The 16,385-nt window shown below is 66.6% G+C and carries 14 protein-coding genes; 8 read left to right on the top strand and 6 right to left on the bottom strand.

Annotated features, from left to right (window positions below; all coding sequences use genetic code 11):
- Positions 1–6 precede the first annotated feature (6 nt).
- The 3 genes from VVR85_RS02100 (at position 7) to VVR85_RS02090 (ending at position 2,943) form a co-directional block, all read left to right on the top strand.
- Entirely contained in the window at positions 7–819 is an 813-nt protein-coding gene (locus VVR85_RS02100; protein WP_368519299.1) for an ABC transporter permease, read from the top strand.
- 74 nt (positions 820–893) lie between these two features.
- Complete coding sequence (locus VVR85_RS02095; protein WP_409338157.1) at positions 894–1,958, top strand: COX15/CtaA family protein; 1,065 nt, start codon at positions 894–896, stop codon at positions 1,956–1,958.
- A gap of 19 nt (positions 1,959–1,977) precedes the next feature.
- Positions 1,978–2,943, top strand: coding sequence for a quinone oxidoreductase (locus VVR85_RS02090; protein ID WP_368519298.1), 966 nt, complete (start codon positions 1,978–1,980; stop codon positions 2,941–2,943).
- A 106-nt stretch (positions 2,944–3,049) separates the two neighbouring features.
- On the opposite strand, the gene VVR85_RS02085 is transcribed toward VVR85_RS02090, so the two are convergent.
- Complete coding sequence (locus VVR85_RS02085) at positions 3,050–3,979, bottom strand: heme o synthase (RefSeq protein WP_368519428.1); 930 nt, start codon at positions 3,977–3,979, stop codon at positions 3,050–3,052.
- Between the two features lie 581 nt (positions 3,980–4,560).
- Between VVR85_RS02085 and tkt the strand changes: the two genes are divergently transcribed.
- The 5 genes from tkt to pgl all read left to right on the top strand — a co-directional run bounded on the left by tkt (position 4,561) and on the right by pgl (position 11,225).
- A complete protein-coding gene (gene tkt, locus VVR85_RS02080) occupies positions 4,561–6,636 on the top strand; it encodes a transketolase (RefSeq protein WP_368519427.1) in 2,076 nt (691 codons plus the stop codon).
- Positions 6,637–6,694: 58 nt separating this feature from the next.
- Positions 6,695–7,792 (top strand): transaldolase, encoded by a 1,098-nt coding sequence (tal, locus tag VVR85_RS02075; RefSeq protein WP_368519297.1) that lies wholly within the window; start codon positions 6,695–6,697, stop codon positions 7,790–7,792.
- Positions 7,793–7,955: 163 nt separating this feature from the next.
- Entirely contained in the window at positions 7,956–9,488 is a 1,533-nt protein-coding gene (gene zwf, locus VVR85_RS02070) for a glucose-6-phosphate dehydrogenase (protein ID WP_368519296.1), read from the top strand.
- A 27-nt stretch (positions 9,489–9,515) separates the two neighbouring features.
- Entirely contained in the window at positions 9,516–10,448 is a 933-nt protein-coding gene (locus VVR85_RS02065; protein ID WP_368519295.1) for a glucose-6-phosphate dehydrogenase assembly protein OpcA, read from the top strand.
- A gap of 18 nt (positions 10,449–10,466) precedes the next feature.
- The gene (gene pgl, locus VVR85_RS02060) at positions 10,467–11,225 is read left to right on the top strand and encodes a 6-phosphogluconolactonase (protein ID WP_368519294.1); all 759 of its coding nucleotides are present in this window, start codon (positions 10,467–10,469) and stop codon (positions 11,223–11,225) included.
- 143 nt (positions 11,226–11,368) lie between these two features.
- On the opposite strand, the gene secG is transcribed toward pgl, so the two are convergent.
- The 5 genes from secG to whiA form a co-directional block, all read right to left on the bottom strand.
- Positions 11,369–11,602, bottom strand: coding sequence for a preprotein translocase subunit SecG (gene secG, locus VVR85_RS02055; protein ID WP_368519293.1), 234 nt, complete (start codon positions 11,600–11,602; stop codon positions 11,369–11,371).
- 188 nt (positions 11,603–11,790) lie between these two features.
- Positions 11,791–12,573, bottom strand: coding sequence for a triose-phosphate isomerase (gene tpiA, locus VVR85_RS02050; protein WP_368519292.1), 783 nt, complete (start codon positions 12,571–12,573; stop codon positions 11,791–11,793).
- 67 nt (positions 12,574–12,640) lie between these two features.
- Entirely contained in the window at positions 12,641–13,858 is a 1,218-nt protein-coding gene (locus tag VVR85_RS02045; RefSeq protein ID WP_368519291.1) for a phosphoglycerate kinase, read from the bottom strand.
- 131 nt (positions 13,859–13,989) lie between these two features.
- Complete coding sequence (gap, locus tag VVR85_RS02040) at positions 13,990–14,997, bottom strand: type I glyceraldehyde-3-phosphate dehydrogenase (protein WP_368519290.1); 1,008 nt, start codon at positions 14,995–14,997, stop codon at positions 13,990–13,992.
- A 356-nt stretch (positions 14,998–15,353) separates the two neighbouring features.
- A complete protein-coding gene (whiA, locus tag VVR85_RS02035) occupies positions 15,354–16,382 on the bottom strand; it encodes a DNA-binding protein WhiA (RefSeq protein ID WP_368519289.1) in 1,029 nt (342 codons plus the stop codon).
- Positions 16,383–16,385: the final 3 nt, after the last annotated feature.

The following is a 16,385-nucleotide window of genomic DNA, read 5'->3' as shown; positions in this document are numbered from 1 at the left end:
AAAGCCATGGATACACCCACCACACCTGCTGATTCCGCCCGGGCTGTCGGGCGCGCTGCGGACTTCCCGCCGGGCACCTTCCGCCCGGCACCGCAGCGGGCATCGGCAGCCAAACTAGCCTGGGCCCAGGGTCTCATCGAATCCAAGCTCATGCTCCGCCACGGCGAGCAGCTGCTGCTCAGCATCATCATCCCGGCGCTGCTGCTCTTCGGCGCGGCCCGGATGCCGTTGCTGGCGGACGAGATTCACCTCGACCAGATCTTCCCGATGGTGCTGGCCGTAGCCGCCACCAGCGCGGGCTTTACTGGCCAGGCCATCTCCCTGGCCTTCGACCGCCGCTACGGCGCCCTCAAGCGCACCGGCGCCTCCGGCGTGCCCGCCTGGACTATCGTGACCGGCAAGATCATGGCGGTGCTCTCCATGGTCACCGTCCAGGTGATCGTCCTGGGAGTCATCGCCGTGGCCCTGGGCTTTAGGGCCAGCTGGGTGGGCGTGCTGCTCGCCCTGATCATCCTGCTGTTCGGCGTGGCGACCTTCACCGCACTCGGCCTCATCCTGGGCGGGACGCTGTCGTCCGAGATCGTCCTGGCGCTGGCCAACCTCATCTGGTTCCTGCTGCTGGGCGTCGTCGGCTGGGCGATGTACAGCCAGGGGCTCGGCTCGAACGGGCTCCTCAACGTGGTGCCCACGGTGGCACTGGCGGGCGGACTGGCCGACGCGTTCGCCGGTCACCTACCCTGGGTGCAGATGCTGGTCTTGGCCGTCTGGGCAGGCGCGGCGTCGTTGGCGGCGGCCAAATGGTTCCGATTCGAGGGCTAAGTGTGAGTTATTTCTAAAAACCCAGCTTGACCCCTACTTTTCTTTTTAGTTCGACCCCCAAACGGAGTACCCTAATGACCGTGAGTGACAACGTGACAACCTCTGCTTCCCCCGCCTCGGGCGATACCCGCCCCGGGTTCTTTTCCCGCCTGGGCAATTTCGTCCGGAACGGCGTGCCCAGCCTGCGCCAGCAGCGCATCATCGCGTTCATCCTGCTGCTGTGCCAGGGCGGCATCACGGTCTCCGGTTCCATCGTCCGCGTGACCGGCTCCGGGCTGGGCTGCGTGACGTGGCCCAATTGCCACCCCGGTTCGCTGGTGCCGCTGGAGGGCACGGCCCCGCTGATCCACCAGTTCATCGAGTTCGGTAACCGCCTGCTGACCTTCGTGGTGCTGGCCGCCGCCCTAGCCGCGGCCTTCGCCATGCACCGCGCGCGCCGCCGCAAGGAGCTCAAGGTCTACGCCTGGATTTCGGTCGCCGGCATCTTCGTCCAGGCGCTTATCGGCGCCCTGTCGGTCTTCCTGAAGCTGAAGTGGTGGGCGGTGGCCATGCACTTCCTGCCGTCGATGGTCCTGGTCTGGATCGCCGCGCTGCTGTATACCCGCCTGCGCCAGCCGGATGACGGCACCCCGACCCAGGCCTTCCCGCGTACCATCCGCAACCTGGCCGCCGTCGCCGCGGCCGCCCTGGCCGTCGTGCTGATTACCGGCACCTTCGTCACCGGCTCGGGCCGGCACGCGGGCGACGCCGAGGAAGGCATGCTGGGCCGCCTCCACCTAGACACCGAGTCCATGGCCGTGGTCCACGCGATGTGCATGTACGTCTACCTAGCCCTGACCCTGGTCGTCATCATCCTGCTCTACCGCAACCGGGTCGCGGCCCGCCCGCGCAACATCGGCTGGTACCTGGTGGTCGCTATTTTGATTCAGTGGGCCATCGGTGTCATCCAGTTCCGCCTGGGCATCCCCCGCTGGACCATCCCGGTGCACATCGGGATGTCCTCCCTCGTCACCGCCCTGACCGCGGCTCTGTATGCCTACGGCTTCGTCCGCACCGGCGGCACCGAGGGCCTCAAAACGGGCTCGATCGAGGGTGATAAGCACTACGCGGATCGCCAAGCTGCCCTCGCCGCGCGCTAAAAACAGTTAACGTGGGTGTATGCATGCTATTCAAGTAAAGCGCACCGGCGGCCCGGAAGTACTGGAGTACGTGTCCGTGGATGCCCCCGTCCCCAGCGACAACGAGGTTCTCGTGGATGTCGAGCGGGCGGGGGTTAACTATATCGACACCTACTACCGCGAGGGCATCTACAACGCCAACGTCCCGTTCATCCTCGGCCTGGAAGGCGTCGGCCGCGTCAGCCACGATCCGCGCGCCGAGATCGCCGAGGGCACCCTGGTGGCCTGGCACCACGCCTTCGGCTCCTACGCCGAGCAGGTCTGCGTGGACCGCAACCGCATGGCCCAGGTACCGGACGATTTCCCGCTGAATATCGCCGCCTCCATGATGCTGCAGGGCATGACGGCGCACTACCTCACCCACGGCGTCTACCAGCTGGAGGAAGGCTCCACCTGCCTGATTACCGCCGGCGCCGGCGGCGTGGGCCTGCTGGCCACCCAGATGGCCAAGTACCTAGGCGCCACGGTCTACTCCGTGGTCTCCTCCGACGAGAAGGAGCAGCTGGCCTACGAGGCGGGCGCGGACCAGGTCTTCCGCTACTCCGACGTGCTGGCCGAGCAGGTCCGCCGTTTCAACGGCGGCCAGGGCGTCGACGTGGTCTACGACGGCGTCGGCCAGGCCACCTTCCAGGAGTCCCTCGAGGTCGTCCGCCCGCGCGGCACCGTCTGCCTGTTCGGCGCGGCCTCCGGCCCGGTCGACCCCATCGATCCCCAGGTGCTCAACACCCACGGCGCGATCTTCCTGACCCGCCCGTCGCTGGCCGCCTACACGGCTACCGATGCCGAGTTCCAGAAGCGCTCCCAGGCCGTCGTCGAGATGATTCGCAGCGGCCACCTCACCCTGCGCGTGAGCAACGAGTACCCGCTCGAGCAGGCCGAGCAGGCCCACCGCGATCTGCAGGCCCGCAAGACCACCGGCTCCATCGTCTTGAACCCCCGCGCCTAGCACCCTAAGCGCCTAAAACCCAGCCCGCCTACCGCCCCGTGGAGTTATCCACGGGAGGTGAGGCGGGCTGGGTTTTCTTATGCGTTAAGCCGGTTCGGCGGGCCTATTAGAAGCCGAGAGCCTCGCCGACGGTCTGCCAGCCCAGGATGGCGTCGATAGACAGGCCGATAAAGAGCACGGACAGGTAGTTGTTCGAGTAGATGAACAAGCGCATGGGCTTGACCGTCTGGCCGCCCTTGACGCCCTGGTGCAGGCGGATGGCCATCCACAGGAAAGCCGCACCGGAGAGCACTGCGACCACCAGGTAGATCCAGGAGGTGGCCGGGACGATGAGCCAGGACACGATGACGGTGCCGATGGTGTACCAGACGATCTGGCGGGTCACCTCCTGATCGGAGGCCACCACGGGCAGCATCGGGACGCCGGCGCGGCGGTAGTCTTCCTTGTACTTCATGGCCAGCGCCCAGGTGTGCGGCGGGGTCCAGAAGAAGATGATGAGGAAGAGCACGATGGCCTGCCACCACTGGCCCGGCTCGCCGGCCGGGGCGTTGTCCTTGATGACCGCCCAGCCGACCATCGCCGGCATGCAGCCGGCCAGCCCGCCCCAAACGATGTTCTGGGCGTTGCGCATCTTCAAAAACTTCGTGTAGACGAAGACGTAGAACAAGTTCGTCAGGATGACGAAGAAGGCGGCCAGCCAGGAGTTGGCCATGACCCCGAGCCAGAAGATGGACAGCGCCAGCATGATCCAGGCGAAGATGGCGGCGTTGCGCTTGCTGATCTTGGCGCGGACCAGCGGGCGGGCGCGGGTGCGCTGCATCTTCTGGTCGAGGTCGTAGTCGACCACGTTGTTGAACGTGTGGGCGGCCGCCGCGCCCATCCAGCCGCCGAAGAGGGTGGAGAGGATGAGCCAGATATTGTCGCTGACGGCCTCGAGACCGCGCTGCGCCTGGAGCATCGCCGGAATTGCTGCGACGAGGAGGAGCTCAATGATCCTCGGTTTAGTCAGCGCAATATAGGCCTTGATGGTCTCCAAGGAATCATCCTCCAGCGTCCTGGGCACGAGCGGGTTGGTGGTCAAAAGGCGGCCGCTAAAGGCCGCAGTTAAGTGGTCGCCCCTTCGCGGGCGATAGTTCCGCGCACGCCGTGATTCGTTACCAACTTCACAACGCCGGCGGGTGGGAAGGCTCCTACGGGGCTTTAGTCGGACTAGGCGCGCCGCGAAAAAGTGCGCGCTGGTCCAGCCCCAGCCTTTCCTATCCCTGCCAGCCTACAACGTTTGGCTGATAAACCTTAAATTCTCTCCGCTGCCGTGTCGAGACACCTCGACACCGGCCCAGTACGGCCCGGCTGGCGCCTGAGTTGGCGACGGCCGGTCGCTGCTCGGCCCCAGCTCAGAACGAATGCGGGCCGAGCGAGTTGGGCGCCCCACCGCCGGGCCGGCTGGTGTGTCCGCCGGACAATTCTCCCCCGGCTTCGGTAGTTGCGCCCGGAGGTGCTCCCTTGGGGCCGCAAAGTTCACTAGACTGAGGGAGGAATTTTTCTATGTCGAAAACACCGAGCTAGTAAGGACCATTTACCGTGTCGGAAATTACCTTGTCGCCTGAGCTGCAGGCCATGACCGAGCGCCGCTACCCCGAGGATTGGACCGACCGGGACACCCGGGCAGTCGATACCATCCGCGTGCTGGCCGCCGACGCCGTGCAGAACTGTGGTTCTGGGCACCCGGGTACCGCGATGTCGCTCGCGCCGCTGGCCTACACGCTGTACCAGCGGATCCTCAACCACGATCCGCAGGATAAGGACTGGGCCGGCCGCGACCGCTTCGTTTTGTCCGTGGGCCACTCTTCGCTTACCCAGTACATCCAGCTCTTCCTGGGCGGTTTCGGCCTGGAGATGGACGATCTGAAGGCCCTGCGCACCTGGGGCTCGCGCACCCCGGGCCACCCGGAGGTCCACCACACCGACGGTGTGGAAATCACCACCGGCCCGCTGGGCCAGGGTCTGGCGTCCTCGGTGGGCATGGCCATGGCCGCTCGCAAGGAGCGCGGTCTGTTCGACCCGGAGGCACCGGCTGGCGAGTCCCCCTTCGATCACTTCGTCTACGTCATCGCTTCCGACGGCGACCTGCAGGAGGGCGTGACCTCCGAGGCCTCTTCCCTGGCGGGCACGCAGCAGCTGGGCAACCTGATCGTCTTCTGGGACGACAACCGCATCTCCATCGAGGACGACACCAACATCGCCTTCAACGAGGACGTCGTCGCCCGCTACGAGGCTTACGGCTGGCACGTCCAGACCGTCGAGTCCGGCGAGGACGTCGTGGCCATCGAGAAGGCGGCGCGCGAAGCCCAGAAGGTCACCGACAAGCCCTCCTTCATCCGCATCAAGACCGTCATCGGCTACCCGGCGCCGAACAAGATGAACACCGGTGGCGCCCACGGCGCCGCCCTGGGCGACGAGGAAGTCGCCGCCACCAAGGAGATCCTGGGCTTCGACCCGCAGGAGACCTTCCACATCGACGCCGACGTGCTCGAGCACACCCGCGGGCTGGTCGAGCGCGGCGCGCAGGCCCACGCGGACTGGCAGCAGCGCTTCGACGCCTGGGCGGAAAAGAACCCGGAGGCCAAGCAGCTCTTCGACCGGATGCAGGCCCGCCAGCTGCCGGAGGACTTCGCGGCCGAACTGCCGACCTGGTCCACCGAGGACAAGCCGCTGGCTACCCGCAAGGCCTCGGAGGCGACCATCCAGGCGCTGGCCGCTGCCCTGCCGGAGATGTGGGGCGGCTCGGCCGACCTGGCCGGTTCCAACAACACCGTGATTAAGGGCGCGGATTCCTTCGGCCCGACCACCATCACCACCGACGCTTGGTCCGCCCAGCCCTACGGCCGCAACCTTCACTTCGGCATCCGCGAGCACGCGATGTCGGCGATCATGAACGGCATCGCCCTGCACGGCAACACGCGCGTCTACGGCGGCACCTTCCTGATCTTCTCCGAGTACCAGTTCCCGGCCATCCGCCTGGGCGCCCTGATGTCCACGGATACCTACTACGTCTGGACCCACGACTCCATCGGCCTGGGCGAGGATGGCCCGACCCACCAGCCGGTCGAGACCCTGGCCGCCCTGCGCGCGGTGCCGAACCTGGCGGTGATCCGCCCGGCGGACGCCAACGAGACCGCCCAGGCCTGGACCGCCGCCCTGGAGCGCCCGGCCGCCCCGAAGGGCCTGTCGCTGACCCGCCAGAACCTGCCCATCCTGGACGGCACCGCGGAAAAGGCCGCCGAGGGCGTGCGCCGCGGCGCCTACACCCTGGTCGAGGCCACCGGCGGCGAGCCTGAGGTCATCCTGATTGCCACCGGCTCCGAGGTCCAGTACGCCGTCGAGGCCGCCAAGGTGCTCGAGGAGCAGTCCGTGCCCACCCGCGTGGTCTCCGCCCCGTGCCTCGAGTGGTTCGAGGAGCAGGACGCCGAGTACCGCGAGCAGGTGCTGCCGGCCAAGGTCCGGGCCCGCGTGTCCGTCGAGGCCGCGGTGGCCCAGCCGTGGCACAAGTACACCGGCACCTTCGGCCGCAACATCTCCCTCGAGCACTACGGCGCCTCCGCCCCGGCGGAGGAGCTCTTCAAGAAGTTCGGCTTCACCGCCCAGGCCGTCGTCGAGGCTGCCCAGGAGTCCCTGGCCGCCGCCCGCGCGTAGTTTTTTCACCCGCCCGACCGAGCTACCTAACCCGAGATTTTCCTTAAGGAGAACGCACATGAACAACGTTGACAAGCTCGCCCAGATGGGCACCTCGACGTGGCTGGATGATCTGTCCCGCCAGCGTCTGCAGTCCGGCAACCTCCGCGAACTCATCGACACCAAGAGCGTGGTCGGGGTGACCACCAACCCGACCATCTTCGCCAAGGCCATGTCCCAGGGCACGGCCTACGATGCCGACATCGCTAAGCTCAAGGAGCAGGGCGCGGCCGTGGACGAGGCCGTCTACAGCCTGGCCATCGACGACGTGCGCGCCGCCTGCGACGAGCTGCACGACGTCTTCGTCGACAGCAACGGCGAGGACGGCCGCGTGTCCATCGAGGTCGACCCGCGCATCTCCGACGACGCCGAGGCCACCTTGAACCAGGCCCGCGACCTGTGGAAGAAAGTCGATCGCCCCAACGCGATGATTAAGATCCCGGCGACCGACGGCTCGCTGCAGGCCATCGAGGACGCGCTGGCGGAAGGCATTTGCGTCAACGTGACCCTGATCTTCTCCCTGAAGCGCTACGTCAAGGTCGTTGACCGCTACAAGGAGGGCATCCGCCGCGCGGAGGCCGCCGGCTTGGACGTGACCAAGATCTTCTCGGTCGCCTCCATCTTCATCTCCCGCATCGACACCGAGGTCGACAAGCGCCTGGAGGAAATCGGCACACCTGAGGCGCTCAAGCTGCGCGGCCAGGTCGGCCTGGCCGAAGCCAATCTCTGCTACGGCTTCTTCGAGTCCGCCTTCCTCCACCCGGAGCGGCTGCTCGCCCCGGATCCGCTGCCGGCCGGCGCGAACTTCCAGCGCCCGCTGTGGGCTTCTACCGGCGTGAAGAACCCAGAGTACCCCGCCACCCTGTACGTAACCGAGCTGGCCGGCCCGGAGACCGTCAACACCATGCCGGAGGCCACCCTGGACGCGTTCCTGGACGCGGACGTGCGCCTGGGCGATGCCCTGACCGGCATGCTGGAGACCGCCAACAGCACCTGCGGGCGCGCGGCCCAGCTGGTTTCCCTCGAGGAGGTCTACGAGCAACTCGAGCAGGAGGGCGTCGACAAGTTCGTGGCCTCCTGGAACGAGCTGCTCGAGACCATGTCCGCGAAGCTCTAGGGCCGCTCCTCCGTCCGCCTGAAGGTGGGCGTTGTGTCCCTCCCTCAGGCCGCGATTCGCAGCGCACCGCCGAAGTAAACCGGCGGTGCGCTCCTCGCTACAATGGGTAACCGCAACCTTAAAATAAATATTGTCTTCTTAATCTCCGGCGAAAGGATTTCCCGTGTCAGACCCCAGTTCCTGGGACAACCCGTTAAGGGATGAAAGAGACAAACGCCTACCCCGCATTGCTAGCCCCTCCGGCATGGTTATCTTCGGCGTTACCGGCGATCTGGCACGGAAAAAGCTCCTGCCGGCCATCTACGACTTGGCCAACCGCGGCCTCCTGCCGGCCGGCTTCACCCTGGTCGGCTACGGCCGCCGCGACTGGGACAAGCAGGCGTTCGCCGACTACGTCCTCAAGGCCGTCCAGGCCGGGGCCCGCACCGAGTTCCGCGAGCACGTCTGGCAGTACCTGGCTCAGGGCGTCGAGTTCGTCACGGGCGGTTTCGACGACGCCGGCTTTGACAAGCTCTCGGCCCGCCTGAGCGAGCTGGATACCGCCCGCGGTACCGGTGGAAACTGGGCCTATTACCTGTCCGTCCCGCCGGAGTTTTTCTCTAGCATCTGCCACCAGCTCGAGCGCGTCGGCATGGCTAACAGCTCCGACAACACGTGGCGCCGCGTCATCATCGAAAAGCCCTTCGGCCACGACCAGAAGTCGGCCCGGGAGCTCAACGAGGTCGTCAACGCGGTCTTCCCGGAGCAGTCGGTCTTCCGCATCGACCACTACCTGGGCAAGGAGACGGTGCAGAACATCATGGCGCTGCGCTTTGCCAACCAGATCTTCGAGCCGATGTGGAACGCCCACTACATCGACCACGTGCAGATCACCATGGCCGAGGACATCGGCTTGGGCGGGCGCGCCGGCTACTACGACGGCATCGGCGCAGCCCGCGACGTCATCCAGAACCACCTGCTGCAGCTGCTGGCGCTGGTGGCCATGGAGGAGCCTTCCTCCTTCGAGCCGGAGGCCCTGCAGGCCGAAAAGACGAAGGTGCTGCGCGCCACGACGCCGGTGCACCCGCTGAACAAGACCACCGCCCGCGGCCAGTACACCGCCGGCTGGCAGGGCTCGGAATACGTCAAGGGCCTGCGCGAGGAGGACGGCTTCGATCCGGAGTCGACGACGGAGACCTACGCGGCCTGCACGCTGGAGGTCAACTCCCGCCGCTGGGGCGGCGTGCCGTTCTACCTGCGCACCGGCAAGCGCCTGGGGCGCCGCGTGACCGAGATTGCCTTGGTCTTCAAGCACGCCCCGCACCAGCCCTTCCAAAACGGCCAGGCCGACGCTCTGGGCCAGAACGCCGTGGTTATCCGCGTCCAGCCGGACGAGGGCGTGACCATGCGTTTCGGTTCCAAGGTGCCGGGCTCGACCATGGAGGTCCGCGACGTGAACATGGACTTCGCCTACGCCGAGGCCTTCACCGAGGAATCCCCGGAGGCCTACGAGCGGCTCATCCTCGACGCCCTGCTGGACGAGTCCTCGCTCTTCCCCACCAACGAGGAAGTCGAGCTGTCCTGGGCGATCCTGGACCCGATCCTCGATTACTGGGCCGAGGCCGGCCAGCCGGACGAATACCCGGCCGGGACCTGGGGCCCGGAGTCCGCCGACAAGATGCTGCGCCGCCGGGGCCACTCCTGGCGCCGCCCTTAAGAGCTCGAGCGAAAAGAGAGATTTGCCATGATTATCCCCTTGCCAGATACCACCACGCGCGACATCTCCAAGAAGCTGGTCGAGGCCCAAGAGCACTACACGCTGACCACCGGCCGCGTGCTGACCCTGATTGTCTCCGCGTACCAGGGCGATGACATCAACGTCATCCTCGACTCCATCCGGGATGCCTCCCACGAGCACCCGGCCCGCGTGCTGGTCGTCATCTCCGAGGACCCGGAAGCCGACACCAGCCTGGACGCGGAGCTGCGCGTCGGCGGCGAGGCCGGTGCCTCCGAGATCGTGATTATGCGCCTGCACGGCGAGCTCGCCCACCAGGCCGAGGCCGTCGTCACCCCGCTGCTGCTGCCCGACACGCCGATTGTGGCGTGGTGGCCTACCCGTTACCCGGATTCGCCGGCGGAAGCCCCCATCGGCAGCCTGGCCCAGCGCCGCATCACCGATATCGCCCATTCCGAGGGCCCGACCCCGCAAATGCTCCAGCAGCTCTCCGACGACTACCAGCCGGGTGATTCCGACATGTCCTGGGCGATGATCACCCTGTGGCGCGGCATCGTCGCCTCCGCCCTGGACCGCCTGCCGCACGAACCGGTCGGATCGGTGACCATCTCCGGTCCCAAGTCGCACCCGGCCGTGGACCTGGCCGCCGGCTGGCTGGCCGATCGCCTGGGCGTGGCGGTGCGCCGCGCCGCGGACGACCCGAGCCTGCACCACCACTTCCCTATCTCCAAGCTCATCTTCCACCGCGATTCCGGCGACATCAGCCTCACGGTCGTCGACCACGGCAGCGTCGAGCTGGCCGTGCCGAACTCGCCCACCTCGCTGGTGGCGCTCAGCGTGCGCTCCCAGGCCGAGGTGCTCGCCGAGGAACTGCGCCACTTGGACACCGATCAGATTTTCGCCAACGCTCTGCGCGCCCTGCCGCGCGTAAGCTACGTCTAATCAGAAAGGCACTCCCACATGGTCGATATTCGCCGCGTCAAGGACAAGGCCGCCCTCACCGAGCAGGCCGCACTCGACTTCATCGATCTGATCGCCGCCTGCCAGGCACCCGGCGGCGGCCGCCACGGCGACGGGGTCGCCCGGGTGGTGCTCACCGGCGGCAGCGCGGGCATCGGCATGCTCGAGCAGCTGCGCCGTTTTGCCGACGCCGCCCAGGCCCAGGGTGAGGATTTCCCGGCCCTGCAGGTGGATTGGTCCCGCGTGCACGTCTTCTTCGGCGACGAGCGCAACGTGGCCGTGGACGATCCCGAGTCCAACGAGGGGCAGGCGCGCGCTGCCCTGCTCGACCACGTCGGCATCCCGGATTCACACGTCCACGGCTACGGCCTGGGCGCGGCGGACCTCGAGCAGGCCGCCGCGGACTACGCCGCGGTGCTGGACGAGTTCGCCCCGCGCGGTTTCGATCTGCACCTTCTGGGGATGGGCGGCGAGGGCCATATCAACTCGCTGTTTCCCCACACCCCGGCGGTCCGCGAGGAAGAACGCCTCGTGGTGGCGGTGACGGATTCCCCCAAGCCGCCGGCCGAGCGCGCCAGCCTGACCCTGCCGGCGGTCCGCCGCGCCGAGCAGGTCTGGCTGCTAGTTAGCGGCGAGGAAAAGGCCGAGGCCGCCCAGCACGTCATCGACGGCGCAGACGCCCTCGACTGGCCGGCCGCGGGCGCCCAGGGCGCGGCGGCTACCCGCCTCTACCTGGCCAACGACGCCGCCCGAGGCTAGTCCCGGGCCGCCCCACCCACGCGGCACCGAGAGGACACAATAGACACTAAAATACGCAAACACCGCCTAGCTGGTTTGACCAGCTAGGCGGTGTTGGTTTTCGGCGGTTAGCTAACGCGGCGGCACACGCCGCGTTGGACGGTTTAGCTGAAAGCGGTGATCAGGTTCAGGCCGATCACGCAGCCGAGCCAGATGATGACCATCACGATGGTCACGCGGTCCAGGTTCTTTTCCACGACGGTCGAACCGGACAGGTTGGACTGCACCCCGCCGCCGAACAGGCTCGACAGGCCGCCGCCCTTGCCCTTGTGGAGCAGGACGAACACAGACATCAAGACTGCTGCGATAACCAGAATGATCTGCAATGTCAGGGTCATTAAAATTCCTTGCTTCTCGATAAGGCCGAAAGGTCCGCGCGCCGGTCAGCGGGAGCACGCAACGCGCGCGCCACGCTCCAGCGCTTGAAGTACTCCGGCTAGTCTACACCACCTGCCATTACGGCAGTAGTAGCGCCCCGCCAAAACCCCGGCACCAGAGATCCTCGGTGCCGGGGCGGACGCGGCTGCTACTGGACGGCGTTGGCGGCGTTGGCCACCAGCTTGGCGAAGTCCTCGCCCACCAGGGAGGCGCCGCCGACCAAGCCGCCGTCCACGTCCGGCTGGCTGACCAGCTCGGCCGCGGAATCGACCTTCATGCTGCCGCCGTAGAGGATGCGCATCTGCTGCGCGGTCTCCTGACCGGCCAGCTCGCCGAGGACGCCGCGGATGGCGGCGCAGACTTCCTGCGCGTCGGCGGCGGAGGCGACCTTACCGGTGCCGATAGCCCAGACCGGCTCGTAGGCCACGACAACCTTTGCCAGCTGCTCCTTGTCCAGGCCGGCCAGCGAGTTGCGCGTCTGGTTGACCACGTAGTCCACGTGGGTACCGGCCTCGCGCACGTCCAGCGGCTCGCCCACGCAGACGATCGGGCTAATGCCCTGGCTCAGGGCCGCCGCGGACTTCTGCGCCACCGTCTCGTCCGTCTCGTAGTGGTACTGCCGCCGCTCCGAGTGGCCGACGATGGCCCAGCTGGCGCCCAGCTTGGCCAGCATGTGGGCGGAGACCTCACCGGTGAAAGCGCCGGATTCATGGCGGGAGACATCCTGCGCGCCGTAGGTGATCTTCAGGTTATCCCCGTCGACCAGGGTCTGGATGGTGCGCAGATCCGTGAACGGCACGAGGAAGGCCACGTCCGCCTTCTCGTAGTATTCCTTCGGCAGGGAGAAGGCGAATTTCTGCACCGAACCGATGGCCTCGATGTGGTCGAGGTTCATCTTCCAGTTGCCCGCAATGAGCGGTTTACGTGCCATGACGTGGTGGTCCTTTCTTAGGGTGTAAACGTAGGCTGTCCGCGCAGTTACGCGGTGCGTGCGAGAGCTAGGCTTCGAGGACGGAAACGCCCGGCAGCTCCTTGCCTTCCAGGAACTCCAGGGAGGCGCCGCCGCCGGTGGAGATGTGGCTGAAGCCGTCCTCGTCCAGGCCCAGCGCCCGCACGGAGGCGGCGGAGTCGCCGCCGCCGACCACGGTGAAGGAGCCGTTGGCCTTGGTGGCGTCGATGATGGCCTGGGCCACGCCGGCGGTGCCGCGGGAAAAAGCCTCCATCTCGAAAACGCCCATCGGGCCGTTCCAGAACACGGTCTTGGACTCGGCCAGCACGGAGGCGAACTCCTGGACGGTCTTCGGGCCGATGTCCAGGGACATCCAGCCCTCCGGGATCTCGGAGACCGAGGTGGTCTCGTGCTCGGCGTCGGCAGCGAACTCGGTGGCGGAGACCAGGTCGACCGGCAGGACGATCTTGTCGCCGAAGCGCTCGAGCAGGTCGCGGCAGTTATCGATCTGGTCCTCCTGCAGCAGGGACTTCTGGACGTTGTAGCCCTTGGCCGCCAGCAGGGTGTAGCACATACCGCCGCCGATGATGATCTTGTCGGCCTTGCCGGCCAGCGCTTCGATGACGCCGAGCTTGTCGGAGACCTTCGCGCCGCCCAAGACGACGACGTAGGGGTGCTCCGGCTCCTTCGCCACGGTGGAGAGCACATCCAGCTCCTTCTGGACCAGCTTGCCGGCGTAGGCCGGCAGCTTCTTGGCGACATCGTAGACCGACGCCTGGGCGCGGTGGACCACGCCGAAGCCGTCGGAGACGAAAGCGCCGTTGTCGGCGGCCAGGGCGGCCAGCTCGCCGGCGAAGGCCTCGCGCTCGGCCTCGTCCTTGGAGGTCTCGCGCGGGTCGAAGCGGACGTTTTCCAGCAGGACGACGTCGCCGTCGTTCAGGCCGTTGGCGCGCTCGTGCGCGTCCTCGCCGCAGACATCGCCGGCCAGGGCGACGTACTGGCCCAGGGCCTCGGACAGGGCTTCCGCGACCGGAGCCAGGGAGTACTTCGGGTTAACCTCGCCCTTCGGGCGGCCCAGGTGGGCGGTCAGGATGACCTTGGCGCCGCCGTCGACCAGCGCGCGGATGGTCGACAGCGAAGCGGTAATACGGCCCGGGTCCGTGATATTGCCCTCGTCATCCAGGGGGACGTTGAAGTCGGAGCGCACGAGCACGTGGCGGGACTCCACGCCCTCGGACAGCAGTTCGTCTAGCGTCTTGAAAGCCATAGTTTTTCTACTCCTTTGGCGAAAGTTGATGCACCTAAAACAATACCGACCCAACGCGGGCGGCGCCGTGAGTTGGGCTGGGCCTGCGCTGGGTCGGTGTCACAGAAACTAGTTCTTAGAGAAACTGTTTCTTAGAGGTTGGCTGCCACCTGGTCGGTCAGGCGCAGCAGCTGGGCGGTGTAGCCCCACTCGTTGTCGTACCAGCCGAGAACCTTAACCAGGTTGCCGTTGGAGACCTTGGTCATACCGGAGTCGAAGATGCAGCCGTGGCCGTCGGTGACGATGTCAGTGGAGACCAGCGGATCCTCGGTGTAGCCCAGGACGTCAGCGAACTCGCCGGTGGAGGCTGCCTTGATGGCGGCGTTGACTTCCTCGACGGTGACGTCGCGGGAGGCGGTGAAGGTCAGGTCGGTAGCGGAGCCGGTGATGATCGGCACGCGCATGGCGTAGCCGTCCAGCTTGCCCTCCAGGTTCGGCAGGACCTTAGCCACGGCCTTGGCAGCGCCGGTGGAGGTCGGAACCATGTTGACGGCAGCGGCGCGAGCGCGGCGCAGGTCCTTGTGCGGAGCGTCCTGCAGGCGCTGGTCACCGGTGTAGGCGTGGATGGTGGTCATCAGGCCGTTTTCGATACCGAACTTCTCGTCCAGCACCTTGGCCATCGGAGCCAGGCAGTTGGTGGTGCAGGACGCAGCGGAGATGATGTGGTGGTTAGCCGGGTCGTACTCCTCGGAGTTGACGCCGTAGACGAAGGTGGCGTCGACCTCCTTGCCCGGGGCGGAGATGATGACCTTCTTGGCGCCGGACTCAATGTGAGCGCGGGCGCTCTCGCCGGTGCGGAACTTGCCGGTGGATTCGATGACGATGTCCACGCCGTGCTCGCCCCAGTTGAGATCCTTCGGATCCTTCTCCTCGGTGACGACCACGCGCTTGCCATCGACGGTGATGGACTCGTCGTCGTAGGTGATTTCGCCCGGGAAGCGTCCCAGGACGGAGTCGTACTTCAGCAGGTTTGCCAGGGTCTGGTTGTCGGTCAGGTCGTTGACCGCGACGATCTCCAAGTCGTGCTCGCCTTCGACGACTGCGCGGAAGAAGTTGCGGCCAATGCGCCCGAAGCCGTTGATGCCTACGCGGATAGTCACTTGATGTTCTCCTAGAAAATTGGATGTACGTAAGGTTTTACGTCTGGTGGAACTCACCGAGGGCTACGTGAGGTAGTTTGGCTTTTCCTCGACAACTTCCAACAAGTCCGATACTACCGACGCTCGCGCTAGCGCGCACGGGTTACGGAAAGCAAATCAACAAAACCAGACATATTCCCACATTCAGTGACTAATATTCCTGGACACGGCCACAAAATAGCGCCCATAACCGCAGGTAGACGCGCGGTGCCCGATTGGGCCTGCATACCCGCGAAGGAAAGATAGCGGACGTGATTCTGGGCACAGGACCACGGGCGGGGCGGGTTAGACCACTCCCCTGGTCGCTCTGCGGCGGGCTAGTTCTCGCCGTCGTCCTGGTGCTCGCCGTGCCCGGCGCCGTCCGCGTCGAAGAGGTCCTCGGTGACCGCTTCGCTCGTCGACGGGATGCCCAGCTCCTCGGCCCGCTTGTCCGCCATGGACAGCAGGCGGCGGATACGGCCGGCCACCGCGTCCTTAGTCATCGGCGGATCGGCCAGGCGGCCGAGCTCCTCCAGCGAGGCTTCGCGGTGCTGCACGCGCAGCTGGCCGGCATCCGCCAGGTGCTCCGGCACGTCGTCGCCCAGGATCTCCATGGCGCGTTCCACGCGGGCGGCCGCCGTAACTGCCGCGCGGGCCGAGCGGCGCAGGTTGGCGTCGTCGAAGTTCTGCAGGCGCTCCCCGCTCATGCGCACCTCGTTGCGGAGGCGCTTCTTCTCCCACTTCAGGCGGGTGACCTGGGCGCCCATGCGGGTCAGCAGCGCGCCGATGGCGTCGCCGTCGCGCACGACCACGCGGTCGGCGCCGCGGGTCTCCTTGGTCTTGACGGACAGCCCCAGGCGCCGGGCGCAGCCCACCAGGGCCAGGGCGGCCTCCTGGCACGGGCAAAGGACCTCGAGCGAGGAGGACCGCCCCGGCTCGGTGAGGGAGCCGGCGGCGAGGAAGGCCCCGCGCCACGCGGCCTCGTTGTCGGCGATGGAGCCGGAAATCACCTGCGGCGGCAGGCCCACTACCGGGTGCCCGGAGCGGGTGATAAGCCCCAAGCGGCGGACCAGGTCGGGGGTGCCGTCGGTGATGCGGATGTGGATGCGGGCCCGCTTGTGGGCCTGGGCGGCGGTCGGGCCCACCACGTGGCTTCCCACCTTGATCCCGTAAAGCTCGTCTAGGGCCGCGATGACCCGGTCGGCCGTGTCCTGGTCGGGCAGCTGCACCTCGTACATCATGGAGCTGCCTGAGACGGTCAGCTCGCCGGCGAAACGCAAGATGGCCGCCAGCTCTGCTGCCCGCGCGCTAGTGCGGGTGGCGTGCACCGCCGTTAACTCTTTTTTCACCGCGTCGGTAAGAGTCATCTT

The sequence above is a fragment of the Corynebacterium sp. LK2590 genome (genome assembly GCF_040946105.1).
Classification (GTDB): Bacteria; Actinomycetota; Actinomycetes; order Mycobacteriales; family Mycobacteriaceae; genus Corynebacterium.
This window is presented reverse-complemented; position numbering and strand designations above follow the sequence as displayed.